Here is a 19,492-nt window from a genome sequence, read left to right as displayed (position 1 = left end):
TTTATGCACCCGCTTTGATCAAAATTTCCTGTACGATTTCTTCTGGTGCTTTGTTCGTCGTTTCAACGATCAATGAAGCAGTTTCTTCATAAAGAGGGATCCGAGGACGGTAAACAGCCAATATTTCTTCTGGTGATTTTGAGACGACTAAGGGACGAATGCTGCCATTATCCGCCTTTAAGCGATGAATCAGCTCCTCGGGATCTGTTTTTAAATACACGACGAGCGGCATCTCTTTTAAAAGTTGACGATTTTCTTCTTTTAATACGATGCCCCCACCAGTGGAAATAATTTGTTCCTTTGCCAAAGTTTTAGCTAAAATATCCGTTTCGATTTTGCGAAAGGCTTCCTCACCGTGTTGGTCGAAAAATTCTTGAATGGTCATGCCGATCTCAGCAACGATCAAGTCATCAAAATCCACATGAGACTGTTTCGTTTCTTCAGCCAAAAGACGACCAATCGTGGTTTTTCCAGCACCCATAAAGCCAATTAATATCACTTTTTTCACTCGCTGTTTCCTCCTTTAGCCAAACGTGCGACATCCTCAAAAAAATCAGGATAAGAAACTGCTACGGCTTCGGCTTTTTCTAATTCTACCTCTTCATCTGTCAATAAGGCGGCAATTTGCAGCATCATGCCGATGCGATGGTCCCCCCGACTTGACACACGTCCGCCATGCAAAGGGGTTGGACCGTTGATGATCAACCCGTCCTCGGTGGGAGTGATGTCCGCTCCAAGTTTTGTCAACTCTTCGGCAGTTGCATCAATTCGGTTGGTTTCTTTTACTTTTAGTTCTTCCGCATCTTTGATCACCGTTTTGCCATGAGCCTGCGTGGCTAACAACGCAATGATCGGCAATTCATCGATCAAACGTGGGATAATATCGCCAGCGATGGTCACTGCCTGCAAGGTAGAACTTCGAACGGTAAGGTCAGCTGATTGATTCTGATCGTCTTGATTAGAAAAAGCAATTGAAGCACCCATCTCCTCTAGTACGTCAAGAATTCCTGTACGAGTGGGGTTGATCCCGACATTTTTTAAAACGATCTCACTTTCTGGCATAATCGCGCCGGCTGTTAGGAAAAAAGCAGCGGAGGAAATATCACCAGGAACAATTACTTCTTGTCCTTGGAGTGTTTGAGGTCCCGTCACAGTGATCGTTTTGCCTTGTGTTGTAATGACACCACCGAATTGACGAATCATTTCTTCGGTATGGTTGCGACTTGTCTCTTTTTCAATAATCGTCGAGGTACCTTGTGCTTGCAATGCCGCAAAAATCAGCGCCGATTTTACTTGGGCACTTGCTACGGGCATCTGATAATTGATGGGCTGTAAAGAAGCAGTACCATTAACGGTGATCGGTGGGAACTCCGTCTGCTCATGCCCTCTCACATTGGCACCCATTTCTCTTAATGGCAGCATAACTCGGTTCATCGGACGTTTATTCAAAGAGTTATCGCCGAATAAGGTGGTTGTAAATGGCTGTCCAGCCAAAATCCCCATCATTAAGCGAATCGTTGTACCAGAATTGCCGATATCAATTGGGTCTTGGGCAGGCTTAAGGCCATTAAAGCCCTGTCCTTCAATCGTGATCGTCTGACCGTCATCATGGATTGGAACGCCTAATGATTGAAATGCATGAAGGGTGCTATAGCAGTCTTCTCCACGCAAGAAATTACGGACAATCGTTGTCCCTTCGGCTAACGCCCCGAACATGATACTACGATGCGAGATTGATTTGTCAGCAGGGACTGCTATCGTCCCTTTTAGATGTGTTGCTTTTTTTAGTTTCATAACGGCCTCCTATTTTTTTCGACATGAATAGGTCGTCTTTTTTTGAATCAGCTGCTCTGCTTGCAGCAAATCATTTTGCGTTTTGAATGAAATCTGTAAAACACCAATAATATCTTCTCGAGTTTCAAGAATTTTCAAGTTGATCAAAGAGAGCTGATGTTCGCTCAATAGCCCCGTCACTTCAGCGACAACGCCGGGATGATCCGGTACATCGATGAATAGATCATAGAATGCTGGGATCGCCCCATTTTGATGAACCGGCAATTGATCCCGTGTTTCCTTCGCGGATTCAAAAAACCGAAAGATCGCCCGTTCGTCTTTTTTCTGCAACCAGTGAGCCATGGTCGTCATTTGTTTTTGCCACTCATCGATCAGCTGCAGCAGCTCCTGTCGATTACTCAATAAGATATCGGTCCACATACGAGGATCTGAAGAAGCAATGCGAGTGATATCGCGAAAACCGCCTGCTGCAAGTTGCTGTGCTCTAGGGTGTTCGTGGTTGAAGGCATCTGCCTGATTGACTAATCCCGAAGCAATAATATGAGGCAGATGGCTCAACATCCCTGTGATTTGATCATGCTCTTGGGGAGCAAGTGCCACATATTTGGCTCTAGTGCCGCGAAAAAGCTCTTGTAGTTCTTCCACCCGCTGACTTTTCGTCGGTGTGAAGATATAGTAAGCATTCTCGAAAAGGTTCTCATCGGCTGCTGTGATCCCTGATTTATGAGAGCCAGCCATCGGATGGCCCCCAATAAAATCAAAGGAAAAGGACTCGGCAAATTGCGTGATTTCCGCTTTGGTACTGCCGGTGTCTGTTACCAGGACCGAAGGCTTTAATGAAAGTGCCCCCAGTTCGGCAAGATAGTTTTTGGTGATCTCTACCGGCAATGCCAACAAAATCACGTCGGCACGGACAGCACCTTCAGAAAATGAAGGGGGCACTTCGTCTACTAAATTTGTTGCTAATGCGATCTCATTGGTTTCCTGACAATCCCACCCCATCAAATGCACTTGCGGATGTGCCTTTTTGATACATGTTGCTAAGGAAGCGCCGATCAATCCTAGACCGGCGACGAAGATATTTTGGCTCATGAAAAGAATCCTCATTTCTACTGGAATTTTTTGCTGTTTCTTTAATCAGTAGGTTAACAAGTATTCTCGATACGCCTGAACAGATGCGGTCAATTCTTCGAAAGAATCACTTGGAAACTTTTCTAATAGTTCATTGGCCACCACTGTTGCCACCACACTCTCACAAACAACACTAGCTGCTGGTACAGCGGTGCTATCTGAGCGTTCGACGCTTGCTTTATACGGTTCTTTGCTGTCGATATCAACACTTTGCAACGGCTTGTACAAGGTCGGGATCGGCTTCATAACCCCGCGAACCACAATTGGTTCCCCGTTCGTCATGCCGCCTTCAAAACCACCTAGGTTGTTGCTGCGACGGGTGTAGCCCCGTTGTTCGTCCCATAAAATCTCATCCATGACTTTTGAACCCGGTAAAACACCTGCCTCAAAGCCAACACCGAACTCAGCACCTTTAAAGGCGTTGATACTGACCACGGCTTGGGCAATCTTCGCATCAAGTTTTTTGTCCCATTGCACGTAACTGCCAAGACCAGCAGGAACGCCGCCAACAAGCACTTCCACTACGCCGCCGATCGTATCACCATTTTTCTTCGTTTGATCGATCAACTGCTTGATTTCTTCTTCGACTGACGGATCTAACACCCTTACTTCTGAAGCTTCAGAACGTTTTGCGATTTCTTTAACGGTCAACCCTTCTGGAATTTCTGCTTTGATGCCGCCTAACATCGTTACATGACCTGCCACATCGATGCCAAGCTCCTTCAAAATTTTCTTCGCGATTGCGCCGATGGCTACCCGCATAGTCGTTTCCCGGGCAGATGAACGTTCCAGGACGTTTCGTAGATCTTGATGGTGGTATTTCATACCGCCGACCAAGTCAGCATGACCAGGTCTTGGTCGTGCCACTCGTCGTAGTTTGCGGTCTTTTTCTGGTACCTCTTCGATTGCCATGACCTTGGTCCAATTTTTCCAATCTTTGTTCTCGACCACTAAAGTCACAGGAGAGCCTAATGTTTTTCCATGACGGATACCGGAAGTGATACGGACTTGGTCTTTTTCAATCAACATCCGTCCCCCACGACCATAGCCGGTTTGTCGTCTCGCTAATTCAAAATTGATGTCTTCTGCTGTTAATGGCAATCCTGCCGGTAACCCTTCGATAATGGCGGTCAACTCTGGTCCATGTGATTCGCCTGCTGTAATATAACGCATGATCCGTTACCTTCCTTTCTTATACTAGGTAGTCTTTGATTTTTTCAGTCGGGATCGTCACGATTTTCGCCTGTCCGATCGCTTCTAATAGAATAATCTTCAATTGTTGCCCGCGGGCTTTTTTATCATGAGTGATTGCTTGGTATAATTGCTCTTTATCTATTTCCCTTGGTGTAATCGGCAAGTGAAACTTCTCAACCATTTCTGTAAGCTGCTGGGTCGTACCTTTTGGTGTTAATCCGGTGGCTTCTGCATGTCGGGTAATCATAATCATCCCCATCGCAACGCCTTCTCCGTGACTAGTCTCAAAAGCAGCCGTTCTTTCTAAGCCATGACCGATCGTATGACCGAAGTTCAGTGTCAGACGACTACCATGATCAAAGGGGTCTTCTTCCACTACTTTTTGTTTAACCTTTAAAGAAGCTGTGATCACATTTTCAGCGTGGGCCAACAAATCGGCTTCATCTTTCAAACCTGCTAACGTTTGCCAAAGTTCAGGATCTGCAATAGCGGCTGACTTGATGATTTCAGCAATGCCTTCTTGGACGCGTTTAAGCGGCAAAGTTTCAAGTAAATCTGGATCGATCATCACACCGGCTGGTTGGGCAAACGTGCCAACGAGATTCTTGGCACTGCCAGTATTTACAGCTGTTTTTCCGCCGATACTTGAATCGACCTGTGCCAATAACGTCGTCGGAATCTGCAAGAAATCAATGCCGCGCATATAAGTAGAAGCAACAAATCCTCCGAGATCACCGATCACACCGCCACCAAGGGCAATGATCCCATCGCTTCTGGTCATTCCGAATTGGGCAAGACCATCATATAAACTAGCTGCTTGCTCTAGTGATTTGCTTTTTTCGCCGGCTGGTACGATTAACAGTGTCGCTTCAAACCCGGCAGCGGTTATGGAATCAACGATTTGTCCGCCATACAGGGGTGCGACATTGCTGTCTGTAATGACGGCAATGCGCTGTTTGTCCCACAACTGTTGTACCCAGGTTCCGACTTTTCGAAACGCCCCTCGTTTAATGAGGATATCATAGGAATGGTCTTCTAAGTGAATGTGTAACATTGATTTTTGCACCTCTTTTATTGGTTGTCTTCACGCTTAGTCTTGCAACGCTTTGATTTCTTTCATCGCTTTTTCCATGATATGGACTTCTTTCATCATGTTCATGTACGTTTTTTCGTTAAGTGATTGAGGACCATCAGACCAAGCATTGGCTGGATCTGGATGGATCTCTACGATCATCCCATCGGCGCCGGCAGCAACACCCGCTCTTGCCATTGGTGGTACGAGATCCCAGATACCTGTTCCATGACTAGGATCGACGATGATTGGGAAGTGGCTCAGTTTTTTGATGATTGGTACTGCACTTAGATCAAAGGTATTACGGGTTGCTGTTTCGTAAGTTCGGATCCCACGTTCAATGAAAATCACTTCACTTTTATCTTGAACAGCGATGTATTCCGCTGCATTCAACCATTCGTCGATCGTGCCTGAGATGCCTCGTTTAAGGCCAATTGGTTTCCCAGTTTTTCCAACGGCAGCTAGCAATTTGAAGTTTTGCATGTTCCGAGCACCAATCTGCAAAATATCACTGTATTCCGCCACCATATCGATATGTCCTTCGTCCATGACTTCTGTGATGACTTTCATGCCAGTTTCATCAGCAGCTTGGCGAATGTATTTTAGCCCTTCTTCTTCAAGCCCTTGGAATGCGTAAGGCGATGTGCGGGGTTTGAAGGCACCACCACGTAAGATTTGTGCACCACCAGCTTTGGCGATTCGGGCACATTCACGAATTTGGTCTAAGCCTTCAATCGAACATGGACCAGCCATCGTAACAAAGTTGCCGTCACCGATTTTCACACCATCTACATCCACAACCGTATCTTGCGGATGGAACTCACGAGAGGTCAATTTGTAAGTATTTGAGATCCGAATGGCATCTTCGACACCTTCGTAGCTGCGAAAAGCAACATCTTGGATGCGGCGTGTATCCCCTTTTAACCCGATAACGACCTGTTCTTTTCCTTGGTTGACTTGAACATCTAAGCCTTCTTTTTTGATTCTAGTTACAACAACTTCAACTTGTTCTGGCGTAGCGCCTGGTTTCATAATTACGATCATTTTTTCTTCCTACTTTCGTTTTTTCTAATTTTTTTATTTTTTACATGGATTCAATAAGTGCTTTTACTTTTTCAACAGGCATTTCTTGGCCTGTCCAAAGTTTAAATGCAGCTGCACCTTGATACAGCAACATGCTTAAGCCGTTTGCAGTTTTGGCACCGACTGCTTTCGCATCTTTCAAAAGCTGCGTTTCTCTTGGATTATAGATGACATCATAGACAGCTAATGATTCCCGCAAGAGTGTTTTGTCTTTTAGAGGACTTACCGTATCATTCGGCTTCATCCCCACGCCAGTAGCATTAACTAAAAGACTGCTTTGATCGATGGCTGTTTTTAGAGCCGTCTGATCTTCTAAATCCGTTAATGTGATCTCAGAGGCGGTCTTTTCTGCGATCTGTGTCAATTTTTCCTGGATGATTGGATAAAACTCATCCTTGCGGTTAAAGACACGGATTGTTTTGACACCATCTAGTGCAGCTTGACTAATGATTGCTGTCGCTGCTCCACCTGCACCGATCACAGTCATCGTTTTTCCAATGATCGACACTTGAATGTCTTCAAGTGCGCGCATAAAGCCGATACCATCTGTATTGTGCCCAATCAATCGCCCCTCTTGATTGACGATTGTATTGATTGCGCCGATCAGCTCGGCTGCTGGTGAGCATTCATCCATCAACGGTACTGCTGCCATTTTATGGGGCATTGATAGATTGACACCTAAGAGATCCAACTGACGGATGCTTTGGATACTAGCGGCTAAATCATCCGGCTCAACATCAAAGGCCAGATACACGGCGTCGATCCCTTGTTCTTCAAAAGAAAGATTGTGCATCGCTGGAGAGATGCTGTGTTTGGCTGGTTTGGCAAATAGTGCCGCCAACCGTGTGTGACCGGTTATCATTTGTTTCATCTGGTTCATTCCTTTCAACAAAAAAAGATGTCCACCGTAAATTTAAGAATCTACAGTGAACACCTTCAAACATTACATAGCGACAGCGCCGATATGTGAATATAAAAAATAGCCACTATAGATTTTACGATCTACGTGGCTGCGAATTCATTACGAAATGCTCTAGCCATCATAGATACAAACTTAGCGTTTGTACCCATGCCTTCATGAATACAAACCTATCTAAAATAGCTAAAGTAATATTTATTCAGTTGTGTGGGGTTCGTTAGCAATAATTTTTGCATAGTCCTTCGCTCCAAACTGATGTAAGATTGACCTAAGTATAGGTTTAACTTTGAAAGATGTCAATGATTTTTTCTTATTTTTTTCATTTATTTGATTATATTTTTCGAAAACACTGTTCTATCAAGGGTTTATAAGTCGTCTTCAAAGAACAGTAACAGTTCTGGTAAACTTAAGCGAGCTTTTTCATCTGCTGAAAGATCCTTGACGATTTCCCCTTTTCTGAGCAGGATCAGGCGGTCTCCGTATTTTAATGCATCTTCCATCCGATGGGTGATCATGAGACAAGTTAGGTTTTGTTCTTCCACGCGTCTTGCAGTGATTTGCATCAGCTGTTTGGAGGTCTTTGGGTCTAACGCAGCCGTATGTTCATCTAGCAACAACAGTTTTGGTGTTTGAATCGTTGCCATCAATAAACTTAGTGCCTGTCGTTGACCACCAGATAAACTGCCCGTTGGCGTATCCAAATGATTTTCCAACCCGTTGCCGATTTCTTTACAAAGCGCAAAGAACATTTCCCTTTGTCCTTGGAGTTGTCGAAGACCAAGTGACCGTTTTTGCCCTCTTTTTTGTGCTAACAGCAGATTTTCTGCCACTGTCATACGGGGAGCAGTGCCCATTTTCGGGTCTTGGAAGACACGTGCCAAAAAGCGGGCACGTTTTTCTTCCGAAAGTGCGGTCACGTTTTGATCATCGATCATCACTTGCCCACTCGTCAAGGGCATGGTGCCTGAGATGCAGTTGAATAGCGTACTTTTGCCGGCGCCATTTCCTCCGACGACCGTGACAAATTCTCCTGGTTTTAAAGAAAGATCGATTTTATTCAAGAGCACTTTTTTCTCATTCGGTCCGTTGCCGACAACTTTAAAGGCTTTTTTTAAGGCTAACATTATTCATCCTCCGTTTCAAAACCAGTGCGTAGATGCAAGGCTTGTTTAAATTGAGGGATCAACAGGCAGATCGTCAAGACGATTGCAGAGAAGATCTTCAAGTAAGTCGTATCAAATCCAGCTTTGATCACAAATAGGATCAATAATTGGTAGATAATGCTGCCGATCACGATAGCGATCAGACGTTCCAGCAAGGTCAATTCACCATATAATACCTCACCAATGATGATTGACGCCAGTCCGATAACGATCACACCGATTCCCTTGCTTATGTCGGCGTAGCCGTCGTTTTGAGCGATCAATGCGCCTGAGAGTGCGATCACGCCATTGGAGACGATCAGTCCAATGATTTTCATTCGATCCGTATTGATCCCCATTGACTTGGCCATGTGTTCATTATCCCCGGTAGCAATATAAGCTTGACCCAAGTTGGTATGGAAAAAGTAAACCAAGACGCCCCCAATCAACAAGACCATGATCAATCCGATAATCACCGTATCATAATAATTCGGTAAATTCATTCTAGTAAAAAAATCTTGAATTTTCGGTTGGTTTAATAAAGAGAGGTTTGGTGAGCGCATCACAAACAGCATGACCGAGTTCAATGAAGACATCACCAAAATACCTGCTAAAATCACGGGAATTTTGCCTTTTGTATAAAGAAGTCCTGTCACACAGCCCGCACACATCCCAGCCAATACTCCTAACAAAGTCGCTAAGACGGGCGACACCCCATGGGTGATCGCTGTCACACAGACAGCACCGCCTAACGGAAAGGACCCTTCCGTCGTCATATCCGGGAAATTCAAAATACGATAAGTCATAAAAATCCCTAATCCCAGGATTCCCCAAAGTAGCCCTTGCCCTATTGCTGAAACAATCATCATTCTTCCTCCATATTCTTACAAGTTTTCTCTTTCAAGACTCTCTCGGTGATCGCAGGTGATTGCTGTTCCTAATTGTTACTCATCACTTGCTTCACTTTCCGGTGTCGTTGTAATCAATTTTGCCTCGTCTTTGAGGTTTTCTGGGATAGTGATTCCCAATAACTGCGCTTGTGTTTCATTAATGATCGTTTCGCCATCGCTGAATGTATAGATCGGAGTTGTCGCAGGTTCGGCCGTCCCGTCAAGAATTGCTGCCACCATCTTCCCAGTTTCGACCCCAATCGTAAATTGATCTTGCCCAACCGTTGCTAAGCCGCCTTGTTCCACCATCGTATCAACAGACGTGATGATGGGCGTTTTTGATTTATTGGCTTCTTGTACTACCGTCTGCATTGCGTTTGCGATCGTGTTATCTAACGGAATATAGATAAAGTCGACTTCTCGTGCCATCACTTGCACCATTTGAGCAATTTCGTTACTTGAAGGAACGGCATACGATTTGCTGGTCAAGCCATTTTCTTCGGCAGCAGCTTCTGCTTCTGCCACTTGGTATTTCGAATTGTCTTCAGTCGAAGAATACAAAATGCCGACTGTTTTTGCCTCCGGCAGCAAATCTTTTGCTAGTTTGATTTGCGCAGCGACGGGTGCTTTATCTGAAACACCAGTGATATTTCCACCGGGTTGATCCATATCTGCCACGAGATTTGCCCCAACTGGATCAGTGACCGCTCCTAAAACGATTGGTACATCCTGAGTGACATTCGCCAACGCTTGTGCTGCGGGTGTTGCTACCCCAACCAAAACGTCGGCATCTTTATTTAGCAGCTGCTGGCTCATCGTTGCCAATTTGCTTTGATCCGCTTGACCGTTCTGGAATTCGATCGTCAAGTTGTCCCCTTCGGTATAGCCTGATTCTTTAAGGCCTTCTTTGATCCCCTCGGTGATCGCATCCAGTGCTTCATGACTGACAAATTGTAGGATCCCGACTGTTTTTTCAGCTTTTTCTACTGGTTCCGAAGTCTCACTAGCTTGATTGGTCCCACTTCTCATTCCTAACTGATAGACAAATGTCGCTCCTAAAAATAATAAAATAACGGCAACCGATGCAATTAATCCCTTGTTTTTCATTTTTCATTCTCCTTTTTCTGCTTACGTTTTTCGTGTTTTTCATTTTATGGTTTTTGAGAACAAAAAAAGCAACTGCCTATGTGACGGCAATTGCAAGTAAGCAAAAGCCGCATAGAAGCTTGTCCTATGCGGCGATAAATTCAACTACCAGCATAGATACAGCACTTTAGAAGGTTCTCTAAAAAGTTGTATCTATGGAATGAGGTCCCATCAATACAACTATCTACGCCAGTTTTGCCATGATTTCACTTGCAATGGAATAAATAGTTTCATGATTGTTCCTCCTTCTCAACTTGTTTTCTTTCTTGATTGAATTTAGTTTAGCCTATTGATAAAAAAACGTCAACAATTTTCTGTCAAATTGTCAGATTTTTTTATCAATCATTGGCAGAAGAACGAATCGTCCACATGGGTAAACGATTCAATTCTGGGATGAATTCCGTCGTTGGCTGCTCAAATGAATCAAAAGTAAAGCGATTTTTCTCGACTCCTTCTTCATAGAAGACAAAGGTCACTTTATCAGGATCAATGTCATATTCATTGGAGAAAAATGCCACGTCATAGACGATCGGATAATAAAAAAATGTTCGATTCATTTCGTCTTCCTGTGCTTGGATCAGATCAAACACTTGATCCAGCTGTGGGCCATTTGGTTTACTGTACATCACAGAAATCGCTCTTGTTTCGCGAATCGTCTTATCAGCTGTCAAATATGGTAATGGCTGTACTTTTTCCGAAGGTAACTTGTCGAAAGCGATTCGATCCACTAAAGAGGCGTTGATGCGATTTTGAGAAAAAACGATCAAGCCTGCAAAAACCAGCGCGAAAAGAATGCCTCCGATCAGCGTGAAAATCGTTTTTTTCTGATCACGGTATAGATCATCTAACAAAGCTTGCCAGCTTTCCACTGTTTTTTCTTTCGTGTAATGAACAAAGTTCCTAACTTGTTCCATAATTTGCCCACCTTTTTTAAAAATCCTACTATTAATTCATACTATCAATTCCCTTCTAGAACGTCAAGAAACTTCACATTTCTTCGATAATTCGGTAAGATAAAAGAAAACGGTAAAGGAGTCATTATGCATAATCTAGCTAGTTCTTTGATGACTGGAGCCAACCCAATCTTCGATTTCATTGTTGTCTGTTTAAACTTTCTCTCCATTTTCGTCATCGTTTGGGGTGTATTGATCGCAGGCATTGATTTCGTGCGCTACGAATTAACAGAAAAGGACCGTTTGGTGGCAGCCAGAGAGAATAATTTTATCCGCAATTATTTAGGGAGTTATGTCTTATTAGGTCTTGAGATCTTGATTGCAGCAGATATTATTGAGACGATCATCCACCCTACTTTCGAAGACATCGTACGTCTAGCTGCAGTCGTTATTATTCGAACAGTCATCTCTTATTTCTTGAACAAAGAAATTGAGCGTGCACTGCAAACCACCGATCACCAACCTAACAAGAAAAAGGAAAGCTAGCTGCCATGGCTTTTCTTTGGATTCTTCGGTATAATAGATAGGAATATTTGACATTGGAAGGATCAATCCCTCAGTCAAACTATCCTTATAAGAAAAGAGGGAAACAATATGTCTTTTGATGGTGTTTTTACCCATTTAATGGTCAAAGAATTACAAAATCAATTAACCAGTGGACGTGTGAACAAAATTCATCAACCTTATGAAAATGAGGTCGTATTTGTGATCCGTGCCCAAGGGAAAAATCATAAACTTTTGCTATCCGCACATCCCACCTATGCTCGTGTGCAATGCACAACGATCGCCTATAGCAATCCAGAAACCCCACCGAATTTCTTGATGATGCTGCGGAAATATTTAGAAGGGGCGATCTTAGAATCAATCGAACAAATCGACAATGACCGTGTGATCCATTTTCATTTTACTCGACGAGATGAACTAGGTGATTTACAATCCCTCGTCTTGATTGTCGAATTGATGGGCCGTCACAGCACGATTTTATTAATGAATAAGACGAGCGGAAAAATTGTCGATACAATCAAACACATTGGTCATTCACAAAATACGTATCGTACTTTATTACCGGGTGCTACTTATATTGCACCACCAAAGCAAACAACACTTAATCCTTTTACAGCCTCTCGCACCAAAATTTTTGAAGAATTATCGACCATCGATCCCTTGACGGCAAAAGAACTTCAACAACGATTCCAAGGCTTAGGCCGCGATACAGCAGAAGAATTAATCGCTCGAATCAATGCCAATCCCAATGAAAAACTGCGTCAGTGGGAAGCTTTCTTTACAGAGCTTACCCAGGAGCTAGCGCCAAGTTATCTTCAGTCAGAGAAAAAGGAATATTTCACACCAATTCCCTATCCATCATTGATCGATGCGACCACCACTGTCACCCATTATCAGAGTCTGAGCGAGCTTTTAGATGCGTTTTATCACGACAAGGCGGAAAGAGATCGGGTCAAACAACAAGGTGGCGAATTACTAAAGAAGGTTGAGAATGAACTGAAACGCAACCAATTGAAGTTAAAGAAACGGCAACAAACGTTAATCGATTCAGAAAACGCCGAAGAATTCCGTCAAAAAGGTGAGCTTTTGACGACCTTTATGAATCAAGTCCCCCGAGGTGTTGCTTCAGTTGATTTGGAAAATTACTATGATGAGAATCGGCTTTTGACGATCAAATTAGATCCCGCTCTTTCTCCCAATCAAAATGCTCAGAAATATTTTCAACGTTATCAGAAATTAAAAAATGCAGTCAAACTGGTCCATCAGCAGATTGCCGAAACGAAAGAAGAAATCGCGTATCTCGAATCCGTGTTAGCTCAATTAGAAATCGCCTCTCCAATGGATCTGGCGGTTATTCGGGAAGAACTGATTGCACAAGGCTATGTCAAAAATCGGACGAAACAGCGTAAAAAAGCCGCTCCTTCGCAACCAGAACGATTTCTTTCTTCAGACGGAACAGAAATTTTCGTTGGAAAAAACAATTTACAAAATGACCAACTGACTTTAAAAACAGCTCGTAAGAGTGATATCTGGCTGCATACCAAAAATATTCCTGGCTCTCATGTCATCATTCGTTCGGATGATCCTAGTGAGACAACCTTAATGGAAGCTGCAGAGCTTGCCGCATATTTCTCAAAATATCGTCAATCTGCCCAAGTACCGGTGGACTACGTGCAAGTCAAACATATTCGGAAACCGAATGGTGCCAAACCTGGATTCGTCATTTATGAGAATCAAAAAACGCTTTTTGTGACACCTGATGAGGGAATTTTGAGATTAAAACAGTCCTAGCTGCTCCTCAGTCTATTCGGATCAAAAAAACATAGTGTAATCAATAAAAGAACCGACCACAAAAGCGCTGCGAAACTACACGCGCTTGTGATCGGTTTTTATGCTTTTTCCTTCTATCTACTGCTCTTCCAGCGACAATTTTGCTTAGCTTGAAACACAAAAGGCAAGCCTTCTCAGAATTTAGCCATCGACGTATCTGCTAGATCCGATAGAATGGCATTCGAAAATCACCGTGAGAAAGTAGCTTCTGCTAGCTAATAAATACCGCCATCCTCCATAGTGACTTTCTTCTCGAAATCAAAATGATACAGCTTTTCCCAGTGATTGATATTCAACGTTCCTTTGGTCAAATGGATTGCTAGAAAGCAACAGCCTTTATCATTCTCATTGTTGACTTCGTCGTACCAGACAAAGGCTTTGCGAATTTTGCTTCTTAATTCTGCATTTTTAGGGTCTAGCACCCAACCTAAATTCTCCCCTTGACCGACCGCAGTAAACCATTCACCGCTAACGGCAATGGAAACTGCTGGGTTCTTTTTGATTTGCTTGATTTTATTGGATTGCTCGTGTGTCGACACGTAAAAAACGCCCTCTTCATAAAAAGCATCAACTTCTCGAACGACTGGTTGTATGTGTCCCTCTACAGTTTTGTCACAAGCTGTCGTCGCAAGGGCAATCACATTGTCTTTAAAATGTCCGAATTTTTCTTCAAGCAGCTTTATTCCTTCTTCATACTGGTGGGTCATTATTCTGTTCCTCCTTGCATCTTAATTCTTTTTTTAAAAGGAATCCATAATTCGACATGAACCACATGATTTTCCCCTTTTTGATAAAGCTCAGGAAAAAAATTCTCAGCAATCCATCCATTTTTCTTGAGCCAAAAACGGGTATAACGCATCGCCTTTCCCATATTGATGATCAGTTGCTCTGAGACCGTATCAAAGCTGCAAACAATATACTCACGTTCTGGTAAAGTCCATTCAGTGCAGTTGAGAAATTGCGAACCATCAGATATTTGACCAACAAAATAACTTGAATAGCCTTCAGGCGCATCTCCCGGAAATGAAACACCGATCAGGCAATGATCGGTGCGAGGCTGATTGGCAGTCTTTTGATAAAAATCATGCCAAATATCATCAATCGGATCAATCCCTGTTCGTTGGCCCAGCATTTTTCCATACTTAAATGGATAGTAACCAACAACGCCACAAAAAACCAGCGGTTGCTGATTTCGCTTCTTCTGAATCTCCAAAACGACTCCTTCGCTGATCAATGGATTGCCTTCTTCTGTGACAATATACCCTAAAGATAGATCCGGCTTATCAAAATTTTGCAAGCCGATCGGCGCTTTTTGGTAAAGAGAAGGTGAAAGTCCATAAACGGTCTTAAAGGTTCTTGAAAATACTGCATGGCTACTAAAACCAACCTCAAAAGCGACCTCAATGACTCGACTTTTTCTGTCTTTTAATAAAACAGCGGCTCTGGCCAGACGACGCAGTTTTATATATTCCCTAACAGAAATTTTAACTAAGCGAGTAAATAAGCGTTGATAATAAAATACAGAAAGTGATGCGACTTGTGCTAACGTTTCGATCTCTAGCGACTCAGCAAGATTGTCTTCGATAAAATCAATGGATTTTTGGATTGCTTCCCATGCATGCATATGGATTTCCTTTCTTTCACTATAAAATACTCAGCCAAAAAAGCTTTACCGTGTCTGCTCTTTTTCTAAAAAAAACTATATTTGTATTTATTTTCACAATGCATTAACTGCCGAGAATCAGCTTATTTAATATTTTAGCATAGCCTTCATGGTCCTAGAATATAAAAATAAAAAAAGACGAAGAGTTTTCGTCTTTTTCTAGTCAATGACATTCTAAAAATTCTAACATCATTTTTATAGATTACCCTTACGAAGTGGTTTCTATACTGACCATCAAATGAAGTCAGTGAGAAACACTACGTAAAAGGATCTATTTTTATAAATTAATAGAAATAAATAGGCCGATCTTTGCGGTCTTGTAATGGGCGATTATTGTTTTCTAACACTTCTTCCCGGAATTCCAAAATGAAGCGGCGGCTCATCTCCCCGATCCAGTCAAAGACGAACCAATTGATTGGCCCTTTGGTTGGCGGTGTCGTCAACGAACCCACATAATGGAAATGGTGGGTGCGTTCTGGTAAGAACATAGTCGGATCAAACCATTGCGTATGGTTTTCAAAGTCCCAGATGCTGTCGTCTTGCTGATTGCAGATCCAGTTGAGCTTATCCGTCAATTTGAATAAGATACCCACAACCAAGTTTTCTCCGTCCTCATTCATATGGACGAGATGAAACTCTAATTCTTGCTGTTCATCATCGATAATATGTTCAGACGGCATGTGGAAATGAATATCCGTCAAATAGTAGTTGATCCCTTTAAATGTGACATAACTTTCTTTGTTATATGGAACGAAGTGAATCGTATTTTTGAATTCTTTTTCCGTGAACCGCTCTCGTTTATAGTGAAAAGCCAAGTCCTGATCGATAGGTTCTTCGGTTTCATCGTGAACTAAAGCAATTGGGGATTGGTAAGGAAATTCGGCGCCTTGTGCATACCAATCGCACAAAGTGTGCCAATGTTCAGGTCCATTGTCTCCGGAATAACTCCAGGGAACATCCATATTTCTTTTCAAAAAAACAGCCTCCTAATTCAAGTTGACAGCAAGGAATAGCCCTTCCTATCAAAAAAACTTTCTCCCAATGCTATCAGAAAATAGGTAAAAATAAAACGAATATGCTTGGTCATTCCCTCACATATCCGTTTCTTATTTCAATTCCTTATTCACTCAACCAAGCAGCAGGATCTTTTCGCCACTCTTGTAACAGGGCAACATCAGACTCTTGAATAGCACCCGTTTCTAAAGCCGACTCGATCAACGCTGTATAGTTTGTCAAAGTCACATAGGATAGACCTGCTTGGTCAAAATTCTCTTGGACTTGAGGCAGCTCGTAAGTAAAGATCGCAGCGACGCCTAATACGTCGGCTCCTTCTCTTTTGGCTGCTTCACAAGCTTCTAAGACACTGCCACCTGTTGACAATAAATCTTCAATGACGACCATTTTTTGATTTGGCTGAATACGACCTTCAATTTGATTGCCTTTGCCATGTTCTTTTGCTTTGCTGCGAATATAAACCATTGGCAAATCTAACAATTCAGCGACCCAAGCAGCATGGGGAATCCCGGCTGTTGCGGTCCCTGCAATCACTTCTGCTTCGGGATAAGTCTTTTTGATGACTGCAGCTAAGCCTTTCGCAATGGCGCGACGTACATGAGGATAACTCATAGTGATTCGATTGTCGCAGTAAATAGGGCTTTTGATGCCGCTTGCCCAAGTAAATGGTTCATTCGGTCGTAAAAAAATCGCCTCGATGTCTAAAAGATCTTTGGCAATTTGATTGGATTGTTCTTTCATTGGCTAGCTTCCTTCCATTCTTGTTTTATTTGCAGATAACTTTCATACGGTGTCTTAGACTGGGTGATTGGACGTCCCACAACGATCATGGTAGCCCCCGCATTGCGAGCTTGTGCAGGTGTCATGATCCGTTTTTGATCGCCAACTTCACTGCCAGCTGGTCGGATACCAGGCGTCAAGCGTATGAAGGCATCGGTTGTTCTTTGCTTGATCTGTTTTGCTTCGTGTGCGGAGCAAACAACACCGTCTAATCCAGCTTTTTGGGCACAAGTGGCGTAATGGATAACACTTTCTTGCAGTGACGTCATGATCTGCTGATCATGATGCATTTGTGCCTCACTAGTGGAGGTCAATTGGGTAACTGCAATCAAATCAGGGACTTTGTCTCCTGCGGGGGTTCCTTGTTGCAGACCTTTTTTAGCAGCAGTCATCATTTCGATCCCGCCGGCTGCATGAACATTCGTCAAAGCAACACCTAAAGAAGCTAAGCGCTCCATTGCTCGTCCAACAGTATTAGGGATATCATGTAATTTTAAATCTAAAAAAATGTCATGGCCAAAGGATTTCAACCAAGTGACGATCGCTGGTCCTTCTTGGTAGAAAATCTCCATTCCAACTTTTACAAATAATTTTTCTCCCGCAGGAAATTGCGCTAAAAATGTTTCAATAGCCTGTTTGTTGGGGAAATCTAAGGCAATAATTGGTCGTTCACTCATCACACGTGCTCCTCTCTCACTTCTTTTATCAACTGTTCCAAAGAAGTGATCCCTAATTCTGCCATTCGGATAGGCAATTCTTCAATCAATTTTGGGCAAATGTAAGGATCGGTAAAGTTTGCAGTTCCTACTGCAACTGCACTTGCACCTGCCAGATACATTTCAAGTACATCATCCACTGACATCACGCCCCCCATGCCAATAATTGGTAATTGAGAAACTTGCGCCACTTGTTTGATTAGGCGGATCGCCACTGGTTTGATTGATGGACCAGACAAGCCCCCGGTTTGGTTGGCTAAAATCGGTTTTCGTGTTTTTAAATCGATCCGCATGCCCAAAAGCGTATTGATCATCGTAAACCCGTCGGCGCCGCCTGCTTCGATCGCTTTTGCAATTGGGACAATATCCGTCACATTCGGCGAAAGTTTGACATAGATCGGCACTTGCGAGACTTTTTTGACCGATTCAGTCAATGCACCAGCAACCGCAGGATCGGTTCCGAAAGTGATACCGCCATGTTTGACGTTAGGGCAAGAGATATTCAGTTCGATAGCTTTGACATTTTCTGCCTGACTGATTTCCTGACACACAAGAACGTAATCTTCGACGGTCGAACCAGCAACGTTTGCAATGATCGGTAACTCTGGATGTTTTTGAGCTAAGTCCGGCAATATTTGATTCATGACCGTTTCTAACCCAGGATTTTGCAACCCGATGGCATTTAACATACCACTAGGCGTTTCCGCTACCCTTGGGGTTGGATTGCCGAAACGTGGTTCAGGTGTGGTCGCTTTGATCATCACCGCACCTAATTGACTGATGTCATAATATTTATCATATTCTGCACCAAACCCAAAACAGCCGCTGGCAGGCATGATCGGATTTTTTAGACTCAATCCGGGTAGCTCGACGTTGATCGACATTAAATGACCACCTTTCTCGCCTGAAATACAGGCCCTTCGTCACAAACTTTGACACTTTTTGTACCTTGTTCGTCATCTTTCGTATGGCAAACACAGGCATAACAGGCACCCATCCCGCAAGCCATTCGCGCTTCCATGGATAATTGAACATCTGAAAGGTCTTCGAAAAGCTGGGCGGTGGTTTTTAAAAGACCGTTATTTCCGCAGGCAAAGACTGCCGCAGGTGTTTGCTCTGCAGCTAATAACAGGTTGCCAACATTTCCTTGTAAACCAGCGCTGCCATCATCGGTAGCGATCCTCGTATCTCCCAGTGCGCGAAATTCCTCTTCATAATACATGACGTCTTTGCTGGCAAAGCCCAAAAAGTGAATGACGTGGATCCCTTGTTGCGTCAGACGTTTCGATAGTTCGTAGAGCGGCGGTACACCGATACCGCCACCTACGATAAATGCAGTGTCCCCTTGGTTTAAATGATGATAGCGAAACCCATTTCCTAACGGCCCCATCACATCGATTGGATCACCAACGGTCATTTCTGAAAAAATTCGTGTGCCATCTCCTTCGACCCGGTAAATGATTCGGCATTCTTTTTTCTCAGCATCGATATGATTGATACTGATCGGTCGGCGAAGAAGAAAGGCATTTTGAGGAACCCGCAGGTGCAGAAACTGCCCTGGGGTCCTCATCTCATTGACTAATTCACCAGTCAATGTCATTTCAAAAATCCGTGGTGCCAGTTGACGCTGTTTGCTGATGGTCATGATTTCTTGCTTCATC

At 43.3% G+C, this 19,492-nt stretch carries 20 protein-coding genes; 2 read left to right on the top strand and 18 right to left on the bottom strand.

What is annotated here, in order from left to right:
• Window position 1 precedes the first annotated feature (1 nt).
• The 11 genes from IGJ26_RS08330 to IGJ26_RS08280 form a co-directional block, all read right to left on the bottom strand.
• Complete coding sequence (locus tag IGJ26_RS08330; protein WP_008379901.1) at window positions 2–508, bottom strand: shikimate kinase; 507 nt, start codon at window positions 506–508, stop codon at window positions 2–4.
• Complete coding sequence (gene aroA, locus IGJ26_RS08325) at window positions 505–1,794, bottom strand: 3-phosphoshikimate 1-carboxyvinyltransferase (protein ID WP_008379900.1); 1,290 nt, start codon at window positions 1,792–1,794, stop codon at window positions 505–507. The genes IGJ26_RS08330 and aroA overlap by 4 nt, the downstream gene beginning before the upstream one ends.
• 9 nt (window positions 1,795–1,803) lie before the next feature.
• On the bottom strand, window positions 1,804–2,886 hold the full coding sequence (locus IGJ26_RS08320) for a prephenate dehydrogenase (protein WP_008379898.1): 1,083 nt from the start codon (window positions 2,884–2,886) through the stop codon (window positions 1,804–1,806).
• Window positions 2,887–2,931: 45 nt separating this feature from the next.
• The gene (aroC, locus tag IGJ26_RS08315; RefSeq protein ID WP_005235960.1) at window positions 2,932–4,098 is read right to left on the bottom strand and encodes a chorismate synthase; all 1,167 of its coding nucleotides are present in this window, start codon (window positions 4,096–4,098) and stop codon (window positions 2,932–2,934) included.
• A gap of 19 nt (window positions 4,099–4,117) precedes the next feature.
• Window positions 4,118–5,173 carry a 3-dehydroquinate synthase gene (gene aroB, locus IGJ26_RS08310; protein ID WP_005235964.1) on the bottom strand — a complete coding sequence of 352 codons (1,056 nt, stop codon included), beginning with the start codon at window positions 5,171–5,173 and terminating at the stop codon, window positions 4,118–4,120.
• A 36-nt stretch (window positions 5,174–5,209) separates the two neighbouring features.
• Window positions 5,210–6,235, bottom strand: coding sequence for a 3-deoxy-7-phosphoheptulonate synthase (aroF, locus tag IGJ26_RS08305; protein WP_005226100.1), 1,026 nt, complete (start codon window positions 6,233–6,235; stop codon window positions 5,210–5,212).
• Window positions 6,236–6,275: 40 nt separating this feature from the next.
• Window positions 6,276–7,145, bottom strand: coding sequence for a shikimate dehydrogenase (locus tag IGJ26_RS08300; protein ID WP_034872642.1), 870 nt, complete (start codon window positions 7,143–7,145; stop codon window positions 6,276–6,278).
• Between the two features lie 413 nt (window positions 7,146–7,558).
• The gene (locus IGJ26_RS08295; RefSeq protein ID WP_005235966.1) at window positions 7,559–8,317 is read right to left on the bottom strand and encodes an ABC transporter ATP-binding protein; all 759 of its coding nucleotides are present in this window, start codon (window positions 8,315–8,317) and stop codon (window positions 7,559–7,561) included.
• Complete coding sequence (locus tag IGJ26_RS08290; RefSeq protein WP_008379889.1) at window positions 8,317–9,201, bottom strand: ABC transporter permease; 885 nt, start codon at window positions 9,199–9,201, stop codon at window positions 8,317–8,319. Before IGJ26_RS08290 ends, IGJ26_RS08295 begins: the two co-directional genes overlap by 1 nt.
• A gap of 78 nt (window positions 9,202–9,279) precedes the next feature.
• Entirely contained in the window at window positions 9,280–10,332 is a 1,053-nt protein-coding gene (trpX, locus tag IGJ26_RS08285; RefSeq protein WP_010748363.1) for a tryptophan ABC transporter substrate-binding protein, read from the bottom strand.
• A 377-nt stretch (window positions 10,333–10,709) separates the two neighbouring features.
• Window positions 10,710–11,285: a hypothetical protein gene (locus IGJ26_RS08280; protein WP_005235969.1), complete on the bottom strand. Its 576-nt coding sequence runs from the start codon at window positions 11,283–11,285 to the stop codon at window positions 10,710–10,712.
• A gap of 126 nt (window positions 11,286–11,411) precedes the next feature.
• On the opposite strand from IGJ26_RS08280, the gene IGJ26_RS08275 reads away from it, so the two are divergent.
• Together IGJ26_RS08275 and efbA are read left to right on the top strand one after the other, a co-directional pair.
• Window positions 11,412–11,810 carry a DUF1622 domain-containing protein gene (locus IGJ26_RS08275; RefSeq protein ID WP_005235970.1) on the top strand — a complete coding sequence of 133 codons (399 nt, stop codon included), beginning with the start codon at window positions 11,412–11,414 and terminating at the stop codon, window positions 11,808–11,810.
• A 108-nt stretch (window positions 11,811–11,918) separates the two neighbouring features.
• Window positions 11,919–13,619 carry a fibronectin-binding protein EfbA gene (gene efbA / locus IGJ26_RS08270; RefSeq protein ID WP_430600001.1) on the top strand — a complete coding sequence of 567 codons (1,701 nt, stop codon included), beginning with the start codon at window positions 11,919–11,921 and terminating at the stop codon, window positions 13,617–13,619.
• A 254-nt stretch (window positions 13,620–13,873) separates the two neighbouring features.
• Here efbA and IGJ26_RS08265 read toward each other — a convergent pair whose 3' ends face one another.
• From IGJ26_RS08265 to IGJ26_RS08235, 7 genes are all read right to left on the bottom strand, one after another.
• On the bottom strand, window positions 13,874–14,365 hold the full coding sequence (locus IGJ26_RS08265) for a pyridoxamine 5'-phosphate oxidase family protein (protein ID WP_016620151.1): 492 nt from the start codon (window positions 14,363–14,365) through the stop codon (window positions 13,874–13,876).
• A complete protein-coding gene (locus tag IGJ26_RS08260; protein WP_016611759.1) occupies window positions 14,365–15,282 on the bottom strand; it encodes a helix-turn-helix domain-containing protein in 918 nt (305 codons plus the stop codon). Before IGJ26_RS08260 ends, IGJ26_RS08265 begins: the two co-directional genes overlap by 1 nt.
• A gap of 323 nt (window positions 15,283–15,605) precedes the next feature.
• A complete protein-coding gene (locus IGJ26_RS08255) occupies window positions 15,606–16,283 on the bottom strand; it encodes a carbonic anhydrase family protein (protein WP_016620153.1) in 678 nt (225 codons plus the stop codon).
• Window positions 16,284–16,440: 157 nt separating this feature from the next.
• Entirely contained in the window at window positions 16,441–17,076 is a 636-nt protein-coding gene (gene pyrE, locus IGJ26_RS08250; RefSeq protein WP_144330363.1) for an orotate phosphoribosyltransferase, read from the bottom strand.
• On the bottom strand, window positions 17,073–17,792 hold the full coding sequence (gene pyrF, locus IGJ26_RS08245) for an orotidine-5'-phosphate decarboxylase (RefSeq protein WP_008379878.1): 720 nt from the start codon (window positions 17,790–17,792) through the stop codon (window positions 17,073–17,075). Before pyrF ends, pyrE begins: the two co-directional genes overlap by 4 nt.
• Window positions 17,792–18,715 carry a dihydroorotate dehydrogenase gene (locus tag IGJ26_RS08240; protein WP_008379876.1) on the bottom strand — a complete coding sequence of 308 codons (924 nt, stop codon included), beginning with the start codon at window positions 18,713–18,715 and terminating at the stop codon, window positions 17,792–17,794. The genes pyrF and IGJ26_RS08240 overlap by 1 nt, the downstream gene beginning before the upstream one ends.
• Window positions 18,715–19,491, bottom strand: a complete 777-nt coding sequence (locus IGJ26_RS08235) for a dihydroorotate dehydrogenase electron transfer subunit (RefSeq protein ID WP_008379873.1) — start codon at window positions 19,489–19,491, stop codon at window positions 18,715–18,717. The genes IGJ26_RS08240 and IGJ26_RS08235 overlap by 1 nt, the downstream gene beginning before the upstream one ends.
• Between the last annotated feature and the right edge of the window lies 1 nt (window position 19,492).

It is taken from the genome of Enterococcus sp. AZ095a, from assembly GCF_050546735.1.
Classification (GTDB): domain Bacteria; phylum Bacillota; class Bacilli; order Lactobacillales; family Enterococcaceae; genus Enterococcus_D; species Enterococcus_D entomosocium.
The sequence above is the reverse complement of the archived record's forward strand: the minus strand, read 5'-3'. Positions and strand labels throughout refer to the sequence as shown.

Excerpts from the sequence above, each read along its gene's own strand:
- aroA (WP_008379900.1), bottom strand. The coding sequence starts at position 1,794 with ATGAAACTAAAAAAAGCAACACATCTAAAAGGGACGATAGCAGTCCCT.
- IGJ26_RS08320 (WP_008379898.1), bottom strand. The coding sequence starts at position 2,886 with ATGAGCCAAAATATCTTCGTCGCCGGTCTAGGATTGATCGGCGCTTCC.
- aroC (WP_005235960.1), bottom strand. The coding sequence starts at position 4,098 with ATGCGTTATATTACAGCAGGCGAATCACATGGACCAGAGTTGACCGCC.
- aroB (WP_005235964.1), bottom strand. The coding sequence starts at position 5,173 with ATGTTACACATTCACTTAGAAGACCATTCCTATGATATCCTCATTAAA.
- aroF (WP_005226100.1), bottom strand. The coding sequence starts at position 6,235 with ATGATCGTAATTATGAAACCAGGCGCTACGCCAGAACAAGTTGAAGTT.
- IGJ26_RS08300 (WP_034872642.1), bottom strand. The coding sequence starts at position 7,145 with ATGAAACAAATGATAACCGGTCACACACGGTTGGCGGCACTATTTGCC.
- IGJ26_RS08295 (WP_005235966.1), bottom strand. The coding sequence starts at position 8,317 with ATGTTAGCCTTAAAAAAAGCCTTTAAAGTTGTCGGCAACGGACCGAAT.
- IGJ26_RS08290 (WP_008379889.1), bottom strand. The coding sequence starts at position 9,201 with ATGATTGTTTCAGCAATAGGGCAAGGGCTACTTTGGGGAATCCTGGGA.
- trpX (WP_010748363.1), bottom strand. The coding sequence starts at position 10,332 with ATGAAAAACAAGGGATTAATTGCATCGGTTGCCGTTATTTTATTATTT.
- IGJ26_RS08280 (WP_005235969.1), bottom strand. The coding sequence starts at position 11,285 with ATGGAACAAGTTAGGAACTTTGTTCATTACACGAAAGAAAAAACAGTG.
- IGJ26_RS08275 (WP_005235970.1), top strand. The coding sequence starts at position 11,412 with ATGCATAATCTAGCTAGTTCTTTGATGACTGGAGCCAACCCAATCTTC.
- efbA (WP_430600001.1), top strand. The coding sequence starts at position 11,919 with ATGTCTTTTGATGGTGTTTTTACCCATTTAATGGTCAAAGAATTACAA.
- IGJ26_RS08265 (WP_016620151.1), bottom strand. The coding sequence starts at position 14,365 with ATGACCCACCAGTATGAAGAAGGAATAAAGCTGCTTGAAGAAAAATTC.
- IGJ26_RS08260 (WP_016611759.1), bottom strand. The coding sequence starts at position 15,282 with ATGCATGCATGGGAAGCAATCCAAAAATCCATTGATTTTATCGAAGAC.
- IGJ26_RS08255 (WP_016620153.1), bottom strand. The coding sequence starts at position 16,283 with ATGGATGTTCCCTGGAGTTATTCCGGAGACAATGGACCTGAACATTGG.
- pyrE (WP_144330363.1), bottom strand. The coding sequence starts at position 17,076 with ATGAAAGAACAATCCAATCAAATTGCCAAAGATCTTTTAGACATCGAG.
- pyrF (WP_008379878.1), bottom strand. The coding sequence starts at position 17,792 with ATGAGTGAACGACCAATTATTGCCTTAGATTTCCCCAACAAACAGGCT.
- IGJ26_RS08240 (WP_008379876.1), bottom strand. The coding sequence starts at position 18,715 with ATGTCGATCAACGTCGAGCTACCCGGATTGAGTCTAAAAAATCCGATC.
- IGJ26_RS08235 (WP_008379873.1), bottom strand. The coding sequence starts at position 19,491 with ATGAAGCAAGAAATCATGACCATCAGCAAACAGCGTCAACTGGCACCA.